Here is a 15,423-nt window from a genome sequence, read left to right as displayed (position 1 = left end):
TCATCCGCTTACATAGATTGCGGCAAGAGTGACACGATTCCCCCCGGCTTGCCAAGCGGCGCTACGCCAGCTCGCGCTTTTTCTCGTTGACGTCGCTCTCGATGCCCTGCTTGACGTCCGCCGGGATCTTCAGCGCCTGTGCCAACGCATCGAGATAGCCGCGCTCCATAAAATGATCGACGTCGATCACCAGACAGCTCAGGTAATAAACCTCCAGCGCCTCGTCTTCGTTTTGCACGCTGCGGGCGATCAATGCCGGGTTGAGCGGCTGATCGAGCGCTTCCTGTACCCAACCCTGCGCCTCTTCCCCCACCTGCAACTGCGCCAGGCTGTGATCGATGGCACGCTGCTCGTCGGCATCGATATGGCCGTCGCTCTTGGCGGCAAACACCAGCGCCTGCACCAGGCGTTTGGCGCGCAGATCCACCGGCGTGGTTTGCAAACCGAACTGCGATTCGTCCTGATGGGTCTCTTTCACCCGCTGTTTGTACTTGTTCCACAGCACTGCGCCCACCGCCGCGCTACCACCGATAATCAGCGCATTCTTGCCGAACTTGCCCACCAGCTTGCGCGAGGACTTGTTGGCCAACAGCACGCCGACCAGGCCGCCCAGCGCCGTGGGCGCCAGCAGCTTGCCGATGCCTTCCGCCCCGCCCATCGCGCCGGCCTTCTGCCCGATCAACGTTTGAATCTGCTGCATCCAGTTACTTTTCATCATCTACCCCTTGCGTGAAAAAACGCGGCGCGCAGGCGCGGCCGAACCGACGGTAAACCGCCAGATTAGGGGATCTTTTGTCAATTTACGTCTGGGGGATGCAAACCTGTGTTTAGCGGATCGGCGGGCCGGACGGCCCGCCGGGATAAGCTGCGGCGTTACGCGTCTTCGTCGCCCGCTTCGTCGTCCTGCTCGTACTCCGCCAGCTCGTCGCGCATCGCCTGGATGGCGTCGCGAGTCATCAGCGCCAGCGTGCGGTAGAAACCGGTGGTGGCGTGCGCTTCCACTTTACCGAGGAAGCGGCCGCACCACGGCAACAGGAACTCGTCGAACAGCGCGATCTGCGCCTGTGCTTCATCTTCCTGCGACTGATCTTCCAGCCAGGACGCCGCCAGCAACAGCTGGCCGAAATGGTCGGCCGGCGCCTCCGCCAGCGGCATGCCGCGCTGCTGCAAGAAGGCCCGCACTTCCGCTTCGCTGGCGCCTTCGACGTAGTCGGAGCGGAACGGCGACACGCTGCACTCGCTGCCGACGAACATCGCGTTGAAGTCAGTCGCCAGTTGGTTGACGTCGCAGCCCTGCTGCAGGCGCTTCAGCAGGTCATCCTGCTCCAGCGGCCAGTGCTGCTGCAGCTTGCCCTCTTTGATCAGCGCAAACAGCGGCACCAGCAGCGGATCCTGCGGCTGGCGGTAGAACAGCGTACCCAGCACGCGGCAGACAATCGAAAACTCATTCATGATAAAGCCTTATTCAATACGGAAAATTTTGCCGGGACGATGTCACAAATCGGCCAATTCCGCAATCGCCGGCTTGCCGCGCCGTTCGAGAAAATCCAGCAGCCGGCGCGGGCTGACGTTGAGAATGCGCTCCTGCGGGAAGCCCACCTCGTCGATGATGCGCTCGCAGTGCTCAAAGTTACCCAGCGAAAAGGCAACGTGCGAATCCGAACCCAGCGCCAACCAACCGCCGGCATCGCGCACGGCGGCGGCGATCGCCCGGCAGTTGGCCTCGCTGCCCTTGCGGGAGTGGGTGAACGACGAGTTATTCAGCTCCAGCGCCACCTCGTATTTGGCCGCCGCCGCCGCGACGGCGGGAATGTCGATCGGATAACGTGGGTTGCCGGGGTGGCTGATGATATGCACGTCCCCCTGCGCCATCGCGGCGATCATCGCTTCAGTATTGGACGCTTTATCCTGCGGCGCAAACACCGGCTCGTGGAAACCGGCGATGATCACGTCGGTGGCGGTCAACATCGGGCCGGTGCAGTCGATGTCGCCCTGTAGGTTTTTGATGTTGGCTTCGATACCGCGCAAGATGCCCACGCCGTTCACCCGGCGCGGCCAGACGTGCATGTTCATAAAGTGCCAGTAGTGCGGCGCATCGGCCATGTCCGGGCCGTGATCGGTGATGGCGAACAGCTTGATGCCCTTCTGCTGGGCTTCGGCGATGTAATCGTGCAGCGTGCTGTAAGCGTGGGTGCTGGCGACGGTGTGCATGTGCAAATCAACGGGGTACATTGTTTCTCCTTCCAGAGGGCCCGCCCGCAAAGGTACGGGCAGGCGCGATGACGATAACAGCTTATCAGTTACCGAACGGCGGCTGAAGGATCAGTAACCCCGCTGCCTGTCGACCACGCCGGCCGGGGTGTGCCCCGCCTCCAGCGCGCGGATGTTGGCGGCGATCTGATCCATCGCCTGCTGCGGCAACGTGATGGCAGCAATATGCGGGGTTATGGTGACACGCGGATGACGCCAGAACGGGTGATCCTGCGGCAGCGGCTCGCGGGTGAACACGTCCAGCGTGGCGGCGGCCAGCTGCCCCTGCTCGAGCGCCGCCAGCAGATCGGCCTCCACCAGGTGTGCGCCGCGCGCGATGTTGATGAGATAAGCGCCCGTGCTCAACTGCGCGAACAGCTCGCGGTTGAGGATGCCGACGGTCTCCGGCGTATTGGGCAGCAGGTTGATCAGCAGTTTGACGCCGTCGAGGAAGGCCGCGCGCTGCGCCTCCCCGGCGAAACTTTGCACGCCGTCGATCTGTTTGGCGCTGCGGCTCCAGCAGCGCACGCGAAAGCCAAACTCGGTCAGCTTGCGCGCCACGCTCTGCCCCAGCACGCCGGCGCCGAGGATGCCGATGGTGAAATCATCCAGCGAGTGAGGATCGAGCGGCTGCCATTCCTGCCGCTGCTGCAGCGCCTGATACTCGTCGAAACGGCGGAAATAGCGCAGTACATAGCTCAGCGCATATTCCTGCATCTGCTGCGCCATGCCGGTATCCTCCAGCCGCAGCAGCGGCACGCCGGCGGGCAGCGTGCCGGGGTGTTTGCGCTCCTGATCAAGAATGGCATCGACGCCGGCGCCGAGGGCGAACACCGCTTTCAGATCGCGGCGGTTGGCCAGCATTTCGTGCGGCGGGCGCCACACCAGCGCGTAATCGGCTGGCCGCTCGTCGCCGCGCTGCCACTCGCGGATCTCGGCCTGCGGTAGGCGTTGCTTGATGCCGGCCAGCCATTCCTGGGCGTTAAACAAGGGGTGGTAATAAATGATGTTCATACTGCGGGCTCCCGTTTGTTTTTATTGGTTTTCCTCCAGCCTTCCGCGATTCGCCGCCGGATGCAAGCGTTAAAGCCCAAAATAAAAACAGCCCCGACCAGTGGGGCTGTTGCGCATACTCGCCAATCAGGCGGCAGACGGGCCGTCGCGCCGGATAAGGCGCCGCAGCAGCGGAATGAGAATCAGCATCGCCACGCCGACGCCCGTCGCCCCCCAGCCCAGCGCGCTGAAGATTTCGCTGTAGCCGGGATTGGTTTGCAGCGGCGTGTTGCCGCTGTTTTCCGGCATCAGGCCGGAGACGTAGCCCGCCAACACCGAAGCGACGCCGGTCACCATCATCCAGCAGCCCATCATCACGCCCTGATAGCGCGGCGGCGCCAGCTTGCCGATCATCGCGTAACCGATCGGCGAGATCATCAATTCGCCAACGCTTTGCAGCACATAGCTGATGACGATCCATTTAAACGCCACCAGCCCGTCGCCGCCCGCCATGCTGATGCCCAGCGGCAGCACCAGCATGCCGAGCCCGATACAGAACAGCGATCCGGAGAACTGCAGCGGAATGTCGATGTTGCAACCGCGAGCGCGCAGGCGATTGAACCACCAGGCCAGCAGCGGGCCGCCCACCACGATCACCAGCGTGTTGATGTTCTGGATCCACTGCGGCGCCACCTGAATGCCGTAAACGTTCAGATTGATGTTGTGCTCGGAGAACAGCATCAGCCCCATCGGCGCCAGCTGGTACAGCGCCCAGAACACCAGCGAGCCCAGCGCCAGGATCAGATAAGCCGCCATTCTGCGGCGCTCATCGCGCGGATGGTGGCGCAGCGTCACGACGCACAGCATCAGGAAGATCAGCGCGCCGAGCACAATCACGAAATGGCCGCTGAACTCGGCGTGGGTCAGCATCACACGGATGATCGGCACCAGCGCTACCAACACCGCCAGCCCGACCAGCATGCGCCAACGGTATTGGCTGCGGCTGGCATCGTGCAGCGGCGTATTGAGATCGGCCAGAATGCGCCAACGGCAGACGGCGACGATAATCGCCGCCGCGTTGCCCAGCGTGGCAAACAGGAACAGCGCGCGGTAGTTTTCCGTCAGTTGGAAATAACCGGCGACGGTAAAGCCGACGAAGAACCCGAGGTTCATGCCGGCGTAGTTCCACAGGAAGGCCGATTCGCGCCGATCATCGTCCGGCTTGAAACGCTGAGTCAGCATCATATTAATGCAGGTCACGTTAAGGCCGCTGCCGGTCAGGAACATCGCCAGCCCCCAGTACAGCCCCCACACGCCCGCGACGGCAATCAGCGCGCAGCCGATCACCTGCAGCACCATGCCGAGCACGAACAGGTTGCGGTTGCTGAGGAAACGGCCGCCGAGATAGCCGCCGAACATGTGCAGGCCATAGTTGAAGGCGCCGAACACGCCCATCATGGCGTTGGCGCTGCTTTCGTTGAAGCCCAGCCGCTTGGTGGCGTACAGCACCAGCGTGGAATAGAGTACGGCGAAACCCAGCGTGGCGAAGATCTGGATGAAGAACAGCGCCCCCGCACCGGGGGGAATGGCATGGCGCGCTTGCGGCGCCGGCATGGCATCTGAAGGAGTCAAAACGAACCTCTACTGCATTATTATGTAATGAGTCTGTCCCTGTCTGCGATATCGCCGGCCTGTCACCCGGCAATCTGCGCGGCGTTGTGATGTTCCTTGCCAAAAACGCCGCGCCGACACAATTCCATTTAGCGACACATCTGACTAATAATCCAGTATTAATGCATATAACAGCAGACAACCTAACGTCAGTGGCGATATATTGAGCTACCTGTACAGAAAAAGGTCAAACAATCGTCTTTTATGGATTCCGACTGCGGTCTACCCTGCCCACGTGTGGCCACGAGTGGGAATATCGTTCGGTAAATCAGCAAATTGCTGCAAGTTTGGCTAAACAGTCATGAGAATGAAATAAGAGGGTTGACGCTGAGATCAGATTCTCCTACATTAGCGCCCGTCGACAGCGCAAAGCGTTATCGACAACAAAACGGTGAGGTGTCTGAGTGGCTGAAGGAGCACGCCTGGAAAGTGTGTATACGCGAAAGTGTATCGAGGGTTCGAACCCCTCTCTCACCGCCAAATTTAAAGAGAAAGCCTGGATTCGCGTCCAGGCTTTTTTTGCATGGCGCACCGCCGAGAGGGGTGAGAAGCCTCGACAGGGTTCGACAAAACGCCCGCGTTTTGGACCGCCAACGGCGGCCCGCCGCGAACGCCTCCCGCCTTACGCTACCGAGGTTCCCCTTTTTCTCGGTTCTCCTCGAACCGCCTCTCTGATTTTCTCGCCCTTTCATGACTTCTGACGTGTAGTTCGCCGCAGTTTTCAACAAAGTGAACACGGCTTGAGCGGACAAGCAAAAACACAGAAATTATTCTTGACCGGATCGGCCCCACTCCCTATAGTAGCGCCCCGTTGCAGCGATGATTTCGCAACAAAAAAATATGGTGAGGTGTCCGAGTGGCTGAAGGAGCACGCCTGGAAAGTGTGTATACGCGAAAGTGTATCGAGGGTTCGAATCCCTCCCTCACCGCCATATTCTACGAAGAAGCCTGAACTCGCGTTCAGGCTTTTTTGTTTGCATAGCGCATCGACCGGGAGGGTGAGAATCCTCGACAGGGTTCGACAAAACGCTCGCGTTTTGGACCGCCAACGGCGGCCCGCAGGGTGAGCGTAGCGAATCAATCCCTCCCTCACCGCCATATTCTACGAAGAAGCCTGAACTCGCGTTCAGGCTTTTTTGTATGCATAGTGCACCGAGCGGGAGGGTGAGAATCCTCGACAGGGTTCGACAAAACGCTCGCGTTTTGGACCGCCAACGGCGGCCCGCAGGGTGAGCGCAGCGAATCAATCCCTCCCTTACCGCCATATTCTACGAAGAAGCCTACCATCACTTTCCTGATGGGTTTAATTTAAAAACCACTTAAATTAAACTCTATTTTCTTGAGAACGTCTCGGCAATCACGTCAAACGTATTTACTTAGAGTAAATGTAGAGATATATTTATCCCCATTAGCATCTTTCTACTTAGATGATTAGATAAATATATGCATTATCAACTCAACAAAAAATAAAAATAGGTTAAAAATGAAATCACAAACAGCAAAAAATTTTTCTGAATTTGTCGATATAGTGGAGAGACTTGGCAATGACTCGGAGCTGATGCTATTCAGGGGGCAAGCAGAAAAAGGTAATTTACTGCCAAGTATAGCGCGAAAAAATCCAAAAACCGACTCAACAAGTGCTGAGCAAGAATTAATAAAAGAGTTAAAGCGAATGGGCGCATCGATTCTACCTAAAAATGATCTTGATGATTGGGATCTCTTAGTAATAGCACAACACTTCGGCATGAAGACTCGGTTATTAGATTGGACTAGCAATCCACTTGCAGCCTTATTCTTTGCATGTAATGATTGGAAAAAAGGGGATGTTTATGTTTATGCACTGGATGCAAATCGATATCTGAAAGAGCCGCAAAAAGGACCATTTGACACAGGAAGAACACAGGTTATAAGGCCAAAGTTAAATAACCCTAGAATTATCGCGCAGCATGGTTGGTTTACTGCACATAAGTACTCAAAATCCTCTAAGAAGTTCGTTCCCCTGGAAAAAAACAATGAAATATCAGAGTCAGTTCAAGAAATAAAAATCCCAGAAGATACCAGGGAAAAACTATTAAAATCTCTAGACAGACATGGTGTCAGTAGCCGAACCTTATTCCCTGATCTGGAAGGGCTCTGTAAATATATAAACTGGAAAAACGAGACAAACTAATATCAAAACTTAACTGTAAAAATTTCGAGTTACTCAAAAAGTCATTTAGATGCTAACAAAAAAGCCCGAACGCAAATTCAGGCTTTTTTATCCCCACTGCCCAACCGATCAGTGGTGCGTGCATCTCACCGACGTTGGCTGCGCCAACGCACGGCGCCAGTCGCCCGGCGTTTGGCCAAACTGGCGTTTGAAGCTGCGGTTGAATGACTGCTGTGAGTCGAAGCCGAGTGAGATCGCCACGCTGACGATCGGTTCGCCGCTGTTGGCCAAACGCTCCGCCGACACCTTCAATTTTTGCATACGGATATACTCCCCCAACGCGTAGCCGGTCTGGCGCTTGAACATGCGCTGCAGATGCCATTTGGAGTAGCCCGCGCGGTCCGCTACGGTGTTGATATCCAGTTTTTCTTCCAGATTGTTGTCGATCCACGTCTTCAAATCGGTAATGAAACCCGTCGTGTTCATGCTGATGCTCCCATCATTCGGCAGGGTCCCCCTCTGCCCGATGCACATACGTTGCAACAGTTTCGCTTTAAATGCAATTTTTATTATTGCATTTACCAGAAAGCCGCCTCTATACTCCACCCAATTAATGTAACCGATATTGATACATTAATGTGACACCAATATGTTTCAAAACCTAACGTTGGGCCATAACAAGGCACAACGCCCCTTCCGCCGAACGCAGGCATACATGAAGGGAAAGCCCGGAAAACAGGGCTGGGTATGGGGCCAGACAGCGCTTACTTATCGGAATAAAAATAATGGCAAATCAACCAAACTCATCGTTCAACGCCGGCGGCCGCACGCGCGCCTTCGCTCTGGGCCAGCGGCTCTCCGGGGTGGCGCTGCTGGCCGCCCTGCTCGCCGGGTGTGACAACAGCGTCGCGCACAACGCCCCGCCACCGCCGCCGGTGGTCAGCGCCGCCAGCGTGGTGGTCAAACCGATCAGCCAGTGGGATGCGTTCAATGGCCGGGTCGAAGCAGTGCAAAGCGTACAGCTGCGCCCGCGAGTTTCCGGCTACATCGAGCGGGTCAACTACACCGAAGGCGACGAGGTGAAGAAAGGCCAGGTGCTGTTCACCATTGACGATCGCACCTACCGCGCCGCGCGCGAACAGGCGCAGGCCGAGCTGGTGCGAGCGCGCAATCAGGCAACCCTGGCGCGCAGCGAATCTTCGCGCACCGAGAAGCTGATCGGCACCCAGGCCATCTCGCAAGAGGTGTGGGAACAGCGTCGTTCGTCCGCCGCACAGGCGCAAAGCAACGTGCTGGCGGCGCAGGCTCAGCTCGATATGGCGCAGCTTAATCTCGACTTTACTCGCGTCACCGCGCCGATCGATGGACGCGCCAGCCGCGCGATGATCACCGCCGGCAACCTGGTCACCGCTGGCGACAGCGCCAGCGTGCTGACGACGCTGGTGTCGCTCGATAAGGTTTACGTCTATTTCGACGTGGATGAAGCCACCTTCCTGCGCTATCAGCAGCAGGGCCGGCACGATGCCCGCCTGCCGGTGAAAGTTGGCCTGGTGGGTGAAGACGGCACCCCGCATCAGGGGCTGGTGGATTTCACCGATAACCAACTGAACGCCGGTACCGGCACCATCCGCATGCGCGCCCTGCTCGACAACCGCGATCGTCGCTTCACGCCGGGGCTGTTCGCCCGCGTGCAGATGCCCGGCAGCGCCGAGTTCAACGCCATGCTGATCGACGATAAAGCGGTGATGACCGACCAAAACCGCAAGTTCGTTTACATCGTCGATAAAGACGGTAAGGCACAGCGCCGCGACATCGACGTGGGCCGCATGGCCGAAGGATTGCGCATCGTGCAGAAAGGGTTGGCAAACGGCGATCGGGTGATCGTCGACGGCATGCAGAAAGTGTTTATGCCGGGCATGCCGGTCGACGCGAAAAGCGTCGCGATGACCACTACCGCTTCCGCACTTAACTAAGCTCCCAGCCGAGACTTCTGACCCATGGACTTTTCCCGTTTTTTCATCGACCGGCCGATCTTTGCCGCGGTGCTGTCGATACTGATTTTTGTCGCCGGGGCGATCGCCATCCCGCTGTTGCCGATCAGCGAATACCCGGATGTGGTGCCGCCCAGCGTGCAGGTGCGCGCAGAATACCCGGGCGCCAACCCGAAAGAGATCGCTGAAACGGTGGCCACGCCGCTGGAAGAAGCGATCAACGGCGTCGAAAACATGATGTACATGAAATCGGTCGCCGGCTCCGACGGCGTGCTGGTGACCACCGTCACCTTCCGCCCCGGCACCGATCCCGATCAAGCGCAGGTGCAGGTGCAAAACCGCGTGGCGCAGGCCGAAGCGCGCCTGCCGGAAGACGTACGCCGCCAGGGCATCACCACTCAGAAACAGTCTCCGGCGCTGACGCTGGTGGTGCATCTGGTCTCGCCTTCCGGCAAGTACGATTCGCTCTACCTGCGCAACTACGCCACCCTGAAGGTCAAGGACGAGCTGGCCCGTCTGCCGGGCGTCGGCCAGGTGCAGATCTTCGGCGCCGGTGAATACGCGATGCGCATCTGGCTCGATCCGAACAAGGTTGCCGCGCGCGGGCTGACCGCCTCCGACGTGGTGAGCGCCATGCAGGAGCAGAACGTGCAGGTCTCCGCCGGCCAGCTGGGCGCGGAACCGATGCCGACGCGCAGCGACTATCTGCTGTCTATCAACGCCCAGGGCCGCCTGCAAACCGAAGAAGAGTTCGGCAACATCATCCTCAAAAGCGGCGACAACGGCGAGATTGTGCGGCTGCGCGACGTGGCGCGCATCGAAATGGGTTCCGGCAGCTACGCGCTGCGCGCCCAGCTCAATAACAAGGATGCGGTTGGTATCGGCATCTTCCAGTCGCCGGGCGCCAACGCCATCGAGCTGTCGGACGCGGTGCGCGGCAAGATGGCCGAGCTGGCAACCCGCTTCCCGGACGGCATGAGCTGGAAAGCGCCGTACGATCCGACGGTGTTCGTGCGCGATTCGATCCGCGCGGTGGTGGATACCCTGCTGGAAGCGGTGATCCTGGTGGTGCTGGTGGTCATTCTGTTCCTGCAGACCTGGCGCGCGTCGATCATTCCGCTGTTGGCGGTGCCGATCTCCGTGGTCGGCACCTTCGCCGCACTGTATCTGCTCGGCTTCTCGCTCAACACCCTCAGCCTGTTCGGGCTGGTGCTGGCGATCGGTATTGTGGTGGATGACGCCATCGTGGTGGTGGAGAACGTCGAGCGCAATATCGAAGAGGGGCTGTCGCCGCTGGCGGCGGCGCACCAAGCGATGCGCGAGGTCTCCGGCCCGATCATCGCCATCGCCGTGGTGCTGTGCGCGGTGTTCGTACCGATGGCGTTCCTTTCCGGCGTCACCGGCCAGTTCTACAAGCAGTTCGCCGTCACCATCGCCATCTCGACGGTGATCTCCGCCATCAACTCGCTGACCCTGTCGCCGGCGCTGGCGGCGCGCTTGCTGAAACCGCACGGCGCGCCGAAAGATATGCCGTCGCGCCTGATCGACCGGCTGTTCGGCTGGCTGTTCCGGCCGTTCAACCGCTTCTTCGCCAGCGGTTCGCAGCGTTACCAGCACGGGGTGTCCCGCGTGCTGGGCCGACGCGGCGCGGTGTTCGTCGTTTACCTGCTGCTGCTGGCCGCCGCCGGGGTGATGTTTAAGACCGTGCCCGGCGGCTTTATCCCGACGCAGGACAAGCTGTATCTGATTGGCGGCGTGAAGATGCCGGAAGGCGCCTCGCTGGAGCGCACCGATGCGGTGATCCGCAAGATGAGCGCCATCGGTATGAGCGTGGACGGCGTCACCGATGCGGTGGCCTTCCCCGGCCTGAACGCGCTGCAGTTCACCAATACGCCGAATACCGGCACGGTATTCTTCGCGCTGGAGTCATTGAGCACCCGTACTCGCACCGCGGCGCAGATCAACGCCGAGATCAACGCGCGCATTTCGCAGATCCAGGAAGGTTTCGCCTTCTCGATCATGCCGCCGCCGATCCTCGGCATCGGCCAGGGTTCCGGCTATTCGCTGTACGTGCAAGATCGCGGCGGACTGGGTTACGGCGCGCTGCAGACGGCGATCAACACGATGTCCGGCGCCATTATGCAAACGCCGGGCATGGGGTTCCCGATCTCCTCCTATCAGGCTAACGTGCCGCAGCTGGACGCCAAAATCGATCGCGACAAGGCCAAGGCGCAGGGGGTGCCGCTCAATGCGCTGTTCAGCACGCTGCAAACCTACCTCGGTTCGTCTTACATCAATGACTTCAACCGCTATGGCCGCACCTGGAAGGTGATGGCGCAGGCCGACGGCCAGTTCCGCGACAGCGTGGAAGACATCGCCAACCTGCGTACCCGCAACGACAAGGGCGAAATGGTGCCGATCGGCAGCATGGTCAGCATCGGCACCACCTACGGCCCGGATCCGGTGATCCGTTATAACGGCTTCCCGGCGGCGGACCTGATCGGCGATGCCGACCCGCGCGTGCTCTCCTCTACCCAGGCGATGGGTGCGCTGACGCAGATGGCCGATAAGCTGTTGCCGAACGGCATGAACATTCAGTGGACCGATCTGAGCTATCAGCAATCGACCCAGGGCAACGCCGCGCTGGTGGTGTTCCCGGTAGCGGTGCTGCTGGCGTTCCTCGCGCTGGCGGCGCTGTATGAAAGCTGGACGCTGCCGCTGGCGGTGATCCTGATCGTGCCGATGACCATGCTGTCGGCGCTGTTCGGCGTATGGTTGACCGGCGGCGACAACAACGTGTTCGTGCAGGTCGGGTTGGTCGTTCTGATGGGGCTGGCCTGTAAGAACGCCATTCTTATCGTCGAGTTCGCCCGCGAGCTGGAAATGCAGGGCAAAGGCATCGTCGAAGCGGCGCTGGAAGCCTGTCGCCTGCGGTTGCGCCCGATCGTGATGACCTCCATCGCCTTCATCGCCGGCACCATCCCGCTGATCCTCGGCCACGGCGCCGGCGCCGAAGTGCGCGGCGTCACCGGCATCACGGTGTTCTCCGGCATGCTGGGGGTCACGCTGTTCGGGCTGTTCCTGACGCCGGTGTTCTACGTCACCCTGCGCCGCCTGGTGGCACGCAAGGCACAGCCGCAGACGGCGTAATCATCGTCTTAACATGCAAAAAGGTCGGGCATTGCCCGACCTTTTTTTATGCATGCGAACCGCGATTATTTATCGGCGGTTTCAGCCTCTTGCGCAGCGGCGTACTCCGCACAGGCGCGCTTGTCGCCCCGCTCCAGTTCGGCCAGCGAATCGGCCACGGTGTGGCGCGCCAGCACCGCAAGCGAAGCCTGTTCGGCCTCGTTTACCACCGACTTGAAATACCAGCAGGCGTTGGCGCTCACCAGGCAGCGAGCCGGCACTTCAGGACGGGAAGCCCAGATGCGCTTGTCGTCGATCACCGCCAGGTAGATGTCCCGCAGGGTGATCTCTTCCGCCGGGCGGCCGAGGTGGATAGAGCCGTTTCGGCCCAGGGTGGAAACGATGATGCCGTCTTTGGTCAGCGGGACCATCAGTTTGCGGATAAAGCTGGGGTTGGCTTCCAGAGCGGCGGCGAGGGTGGCGCTTGTCGAACGCATGCCCTGCTTTTCAGCTACGGCGACGCTAAGGACCATTTGCAACGCTGTCGGAAAGCGAAAATCTAACATGTCGTTATCTCTGCGAGACGAAATACTCGGGTTTGACCGGTGTGGCGATTGGCGCCGATAACACCGCTTAATTGCACAATAATATAACAAACGCGGGGGCTTTTTTGAAGTTTTGCCCAGTGATATCGCACGCAGACATTAGAACGATCGCAAATTCTTAGACAGGCAAAAAACAGAAACCCGCGTCAATGTTAACGCCACTCGCTTAACCGGGTTAAACGATCAGAACTAACACTGCCCGCGGGTTTAATTCGAATGTGGCGATCAGGCTCTGTTCAGCACCAGCTGGCCGTTTTTATCCAACGGGATTTGCGTGCCCGGATCGTGATCCATGCGGATCTTGCCCTGCTGATTGCCGATCTTGTAGGTCACGTCATAGCCCAGCATTTTCTGGGACTTGTCGTAGACCGTTTTGCAACGCTGCTGAACGCTGGTGCTGACGTCGTTGTTCTGCATCGCCCCTTGCACCTGGTTACCGGCATAGCCGCCACCCAGTGCGCCTACCACGGTCGCCACGTCGCGCCCGCGACCGCCGCCGAACTGGTGGCCGATCACGCCGCCCGCCACTGCGCCCAACACAGAACCGGCGATGCGGTTTTCATCCTGCACCGGTGCACGGTGCGTCACGGTGACGTTGCGGCATTCCTGACGCGGCGTTTTGATGGTTTCTTTTATCGGCGTTGCGGCGAGCACCTGCGCATATTGCGGACCGGCAGAAAAGACGTCGAGGCTGGCTACCGCGGCAATCCCCAGAGCGGCAGCGACACCAATTCCAACACCGGCTAACATTGACTTGTTCACAGGAAACCTCCTGAAAGTGTTACCACGCATTTTTTCCGGGGTCTGTTACCGGCATGGCACCGCGCTTATTATTTTGCGCATGGGCGGCTTGCGGTATCCCGGTTTACGGCGTGCGCGACGCGCCGTCTGTAAACGAGATAAAGTCTGCACAATGATCTGAGGACCCGCAATAAGACAAGGGGACCAAAAATGCGGGAAAACGGCTGTTTTCCCGTTGTTTAGGAGGAATCTTAAGAATTTTACCCATATCGGCGACAGCTTATGCTGAAGAATCAAGCAACCGCCGCCGCTCGCCTCGCGCTGCCATAAAAAAACCCGCGCGGGCGAACCGGCGCGGGTTGGTCGACAAAGGCGGGATCAGTGCATCTTCAGACGCGGACGGATCACCCGGTTAATGCCGCCCACCAGCATCATCAGGCCGGTTTTGATGTAGCCATGCAGCGCCACCTGGTGCATGCGGTACAGCGAGATGTAAACGAAGCGCGCGATGCGCCCTTCCACCATCATCGAGCCGCGCATCAGGTTGCCCATCAGGCTGCCGACGGTGCTGAAGCGCGACAGCGACACCAGCGAACCGTGGTCTTTGTACACGTAAGGCTTCAGCGTCTGGCCGTTCATCAGCGCCAGGATATTGGTGGCGCAGCGCGAGGCCATCTGGTGCGCCGACTGGGCGCGCGGCGGCACGAAACCGCCGCCCTCTTTCGGGCAGGAGGCGCAGTCGCCGATGGCGAAGATGTTCGGATCGCGCGTGGTCTGCAGCGTCGGCTCCACCACCAGTTGGTTGATGCGGTTGGTTTCCAGGCCGCCGATATCCTTCATGAAGTCCGGCGCCTTGATGCCGGCCGCCCACACCATCAGATCGGCGTCGATAAACTCGCCGCCCTTGGTGTTCAGGCCTTTGGCGTCCGCGCTGGTCACCATGGTGTTGGTCAGCACGCGCACGCCAAGTTTGATCAGTTCCTGGTGCGCAGCAGCGGAAATGCGCGGCGGCAGCGCCGGCAGAATGCGCTCGCCGGCTTCCACCAGCGTCACGTTGAGCGCGCTGTTGTCCAGGCCTTCGAAACCGTAGCTGTGCAGCTGCTTCACCGCGTTGTGCAGTTCGGCGGACAGCTCAACGCCGGTGGCGCCGCCGCCGACGATAGCGATGTTGACCCGCTCTTTTTGCCCCGGCTGCGCCGAGAACTTCAGGAACAGGTTGAGCATTTCGTTGTGGAAACGACGTGCCTGATGTGGGTTATCCAGGAAGATGCAGTGCTCTTTCACGCCCGGCGTACCGAAATCGTTCGAGGTGCTGCCCAGCGCCATCACCAGGATGTCGTACGGCAATTCGCGCGCCGGCACCAGCTCGCCGCCCTGCTCGTCGCAGATCTGCGCCAGCTGCAGCGTTTGCGTTTCGCGGTTGATGTTGGTCAACGACCCCAGCTGGAAGCTGAAATGGTGATTGCGCGCGTGCGCCAGGTAGCTGAGCGCATCCACGCCGTCATCGAGGGAACCGGTTGCCACTTCGTGCAACAGCGGTTTCCACAAATGGCTGTGGTTGCGATCCACCAGCGTGATCTCCGCTTTGTTCTTGCGGCCAAGTTTATGGCCCAGGCTGGTCGCCAGCTCCAGACCACCGGCGCCGCCGCCAACAATAACGATTTTCTTCTTTGGCGTTGTCAAAATAACCCCCTAAATGTGAACCATTTGTTATCCCAGGGTAAATAAATAATATCCTTAGAATACATAGGGTTCGCGTAAAATAAATCGGCTCTCTGAAGCCAGAATAGCATGTGAGGTTATTTGGTCATACCAAAATTGACGTACATCAATTTTTTTTGGTTAAAGGCTGGACGAGGGGATTTTTTGGGGATTGTGATTCAAATAGTTAGCG

The 15,423-nt window shown here is 59.2% G+C and carries 12 protein-coding genes, 2 tRNA genes and 2 other RNA genes; 7 read left to right on the top strand and 9 right to left on the bottom strand.

Annotated features, from left to right (window positions below; translation table 11 throughout):
* Positions 1-61 precede the first annotated feature (61 nt).
* The 5 genes from GUC32_RS09515 to GUC32_RS09495 form a co-directional block, all read right to left on the bottom strand.
* Positions 62-715, bottom strand: coding sequence for a tellurite resistance TerB family protein (locus tag GUC32_RS09515; protein ID WP_346421572.1), 654 nt, complete (start codon positions 713-715; stop codon positions 62-64).
* Between the two features lie 158 nt (positions 716-873).
* A complete protein-coding gene (locus GUC32_RS09510) occupies positions 874-1,452 on the bottom strand; it encodes a molecular chaperone (protein WP_048322934.1) in 579 nt (192 codons plus the stop codon).
* A gap of 42 nt (positions 1,453-1,494) precedes the next feature.
* Positions 1,495-2,232, bottom strand: a complete 738-nt coding sequence (locus GUC32_RS09505) for a phosphatase (protein ID WP_025302439.1) — start codon at positions 2,230-2,232, stop codon at positions 1,495-1,497.
* A 90-nt stretch (positions 2,233-2,322) separates the two neighbouring features.
* Positions 2,323-3,264 carry a glyoxylate/hydroxypyruvate reductase GhrA gene (gene ghrA, locus GUC32_RS09500; protein ID WP_043141640.1) on the bottom strand — a complete coding sequence of 314 codons (942 nt, stop codon included), beginning with the start codon at positions 3,262-3,264 and terminating at the stop codon, positions 2,323-2,325.
* 126 nt (positions 3,265-3,390) lie between these two features.
* A complete protein-coding gene (locus tag GUC32_RS09495) occupies positions 3,391-4,857 on the bottom strand; it encodes a peptide MFS transporter (protein ID WP_049203463.1) in 1,467 nt (488 codons plus the stop codon).
* 447 nt (positions 4,858-5,304) lie between these two features.
* Between GUC32_RS09495 and GUC32_RS09490 the strand changes: the two genes are divergently transcribed.
* The 5 genes from GUC32_RS09490 (at position 5,305) to GUC32_RS09470 (ending at position 7,084) form a co-directional block, all read left to right on the top strand.
* Positions 5,305-5,394 (top strand) — tRNA-Ser (locus GUC32_RS09490).
* Positions 5,395-5,756: 362 nt separating this feature from the next.
* Positions 5,757-5,846, top strand: a tRNA-Ser gene (locus tag GUC32_RS09485).
* 46 nt (positions 5,847-5,892) lie between these two features.
* Positions 5,893-6,012: non-coding RNA, RtT sRNA (locus GUC32_RS09480), on the top strand.
* Positions 6,013-6,058: 46 nt separating this feature from the next.
* Positions 6,059-6,178, top strand: a non-coding RNA gene (locus GUC32_RS09475) — RtT sRNA.
* A gap of 219 nt (positions 6,179-6,397) precedes the next feature.
* A complete protein-coding gene (locus GUC32_RS09470; RefSeq protein WP_089196927.1) occupies positions 6,398-7,084 on the top strand; it encodes an FRG domain-containing protein in 687 nt (228 codons plus the stop codon).
* 108 nt (positions 7,085-7,192) lie between these two features.
* On the opposite strand, the gene GUC32_RS09465 is transcribed toward GUC32_RS09470, so the two are convergent.
* Positions 7,193-7,549, bottom strand: coding sequence for a helix-turn-helix domain-containing protein (locus GUC32_RS09465; protein ID WP_025302436.1), 357 nt, complete (start codon positions 7,547-7,549; stop codon positions 7,193-7,195).
* Between the two features lie 299 nt (positions 7,550-7,848).
* Here GUC32_RS09465 and sdeA point away from each other — a divergent pair, with 299 nt between their 5' ends.
* Both sdeA and sdeB read left to right on the top strand, forming a co-directional pair.
* Positions 7,849-9,036, top strand: coding sequence for a multidrug efflux RND transporter periplasmic adaptor subunit SdeA (gene sdeA / locus GUC32_RS09460; protein ID WP_043141656.1), 1,188 nt, complete (start codon positions 7,849-7,851; stop codon positions 9,034-9,036).
* A 24-nt stretch (positions 9,037-9,060) separates the two neighbouring features.
* A complete protein-coding gene (gene sdeB, locus GUC32_RS09455; protein WP_043141659.1) occupies positions 9,061-12,204 on the top strand; it encodes a multidrug efflux RND transporter permease subunit SdeB in 3,144 nt (1,047 codons plus the stop codon).
* A 65-nt stretch (positions 12,205-12,269) separates the two neighbouring features.
* Here the strand turns inward: sdeB and GUC32_RS09450 are convergent, their stop codons facing one another.
* The 3 genes from GUC32_RS09450 to GUC32_RS09440 form a co-directional block, all read right to left on the bottom strand.
* Positions 12,270-12,749, bottom strand: coding sequence for an Rrf2 family transcriptional regulator (locus GUC32_RS09450; protein ID WP_025302433.1), 480 nt, complete (start codon positions 12,747-12,749; stop codon positions 12,270-12,272).
* Between the two features lie 264 nt (positions 12,750-13,013).
* Positions 13,014-13,550, bottom strand: coding sequence for a glycine zipper 2TM domain-containing protein (locus GUC32_RS09445; RefSeq protein ID WP_167325016.1), 537 nt, complete (start codon positions 13,548-13,550; stop codon positions 13,014-13,016).
* 357 nt (positions 13,551-13,907) lie between these two features.
* A complete protein-coding gene (locus tag GUC32_RS09440) occupies positions 13,908-15,212 on the bottom strand; it encodes an NAD(P)/FAD-dependent oxidoreductase (protein ID WP_004928794.1) in 1,305 nt (434 codons plus the stop codon).
* Between the last annotated feature and the right edge of the window lie 211 nt (positions 15,213-15,423).

The sequence above is a fragment of the Serratia sp. NGAS9 genome, from assembly GCF_009905295.1.
Lineage (GTDB): Bacteria > Pseudomonadota > Gammaproteobacteria > Enterobacterales > Enterobacteriaceae > Serratia > Serratia bockelmannii.
The sequence above is the reverse complement of the archived record's forward strand: the minus strand, read 5'-3'. Positions and strand labels throughout refer to the sequence as shown.

What these genes read in the sequence shown, in the direction of transcription:
- GUC32_RS09510 (WP_048322934.1), bottom strand. Translation starts at nt 1,452, where the DNA reads ATGAATGAGTTTTCGATTGTCTGCCGCGTGCTGGGTACGCTGTTCTAC.
- GUC32_RS09495 (WP_049203463.1), bottom strand. Translation starts at nt 4,857, where the DNA reads ATGCCGGCGCCGCAAGCGCGCCATGCCATTCCCCCCGGTGCGGGGGCG.
- GUC32_RS09515 (WP_346421572.1), bottom strand. Translation starts at nt 715, where the DNA reads ATGAAAAGTAACTGGATGCAGCAGATTCAAACGTTGATCGGGCAGAAG.
- sdeA (WP_043141656.1), top strand. Translation starts at nt 7,849, where the DNA reads ATGGCAAATCAACCAAACTCATCGTTCAACGCCGGCGGCCGCACGCGC.
- GUC32_RS09505 (WP_025302439.1), bottom strand. Translation starts at nt 2,232, where the DNA reads ATGTACCCCGTTGATTTGCACATGCACACCGTCGCCAGCACCCACGCT.
- GUC32_RS09470 (WP_089196927.1), top strand. Translation starts at nt 6,398, where the DNA reads ATGAAATCACAAACAGCAAAAAATTTTTCTGAATTTGTCGATATAGTG.
- GUC32_RS09450 (WP_025302433.1), bottom strand. Translation starts at nt 12,749, where the DNA reads ATGTTAGATTTTCGCTTTCCGACAGCGTTGCAAATGGTCCTTAGCGTC.
- sdeB (WP_043141659.1), top strand. Translation starts at nt 9,061, where the DNA reads ATGGACTTTTCCCGTTTTTTCATCGACCGGCCGATCTTTGCCGCGGTG.
- ghrA (WP_043141640.1), bottom strand. Translation starts at nt 3,264, where the DNA reads ATGAACATCATTTATTACCACCCCTTGTTTAACGCCCAGGAATGGCTG.
- GUC32_RS09465 (WP_025302436.1), bottom strand. Translation starts at nt 7,549, where the DNA reads ATGAACACGACGGGTTTCATTACCGATTTGAAGACGTGGATCGACAAC.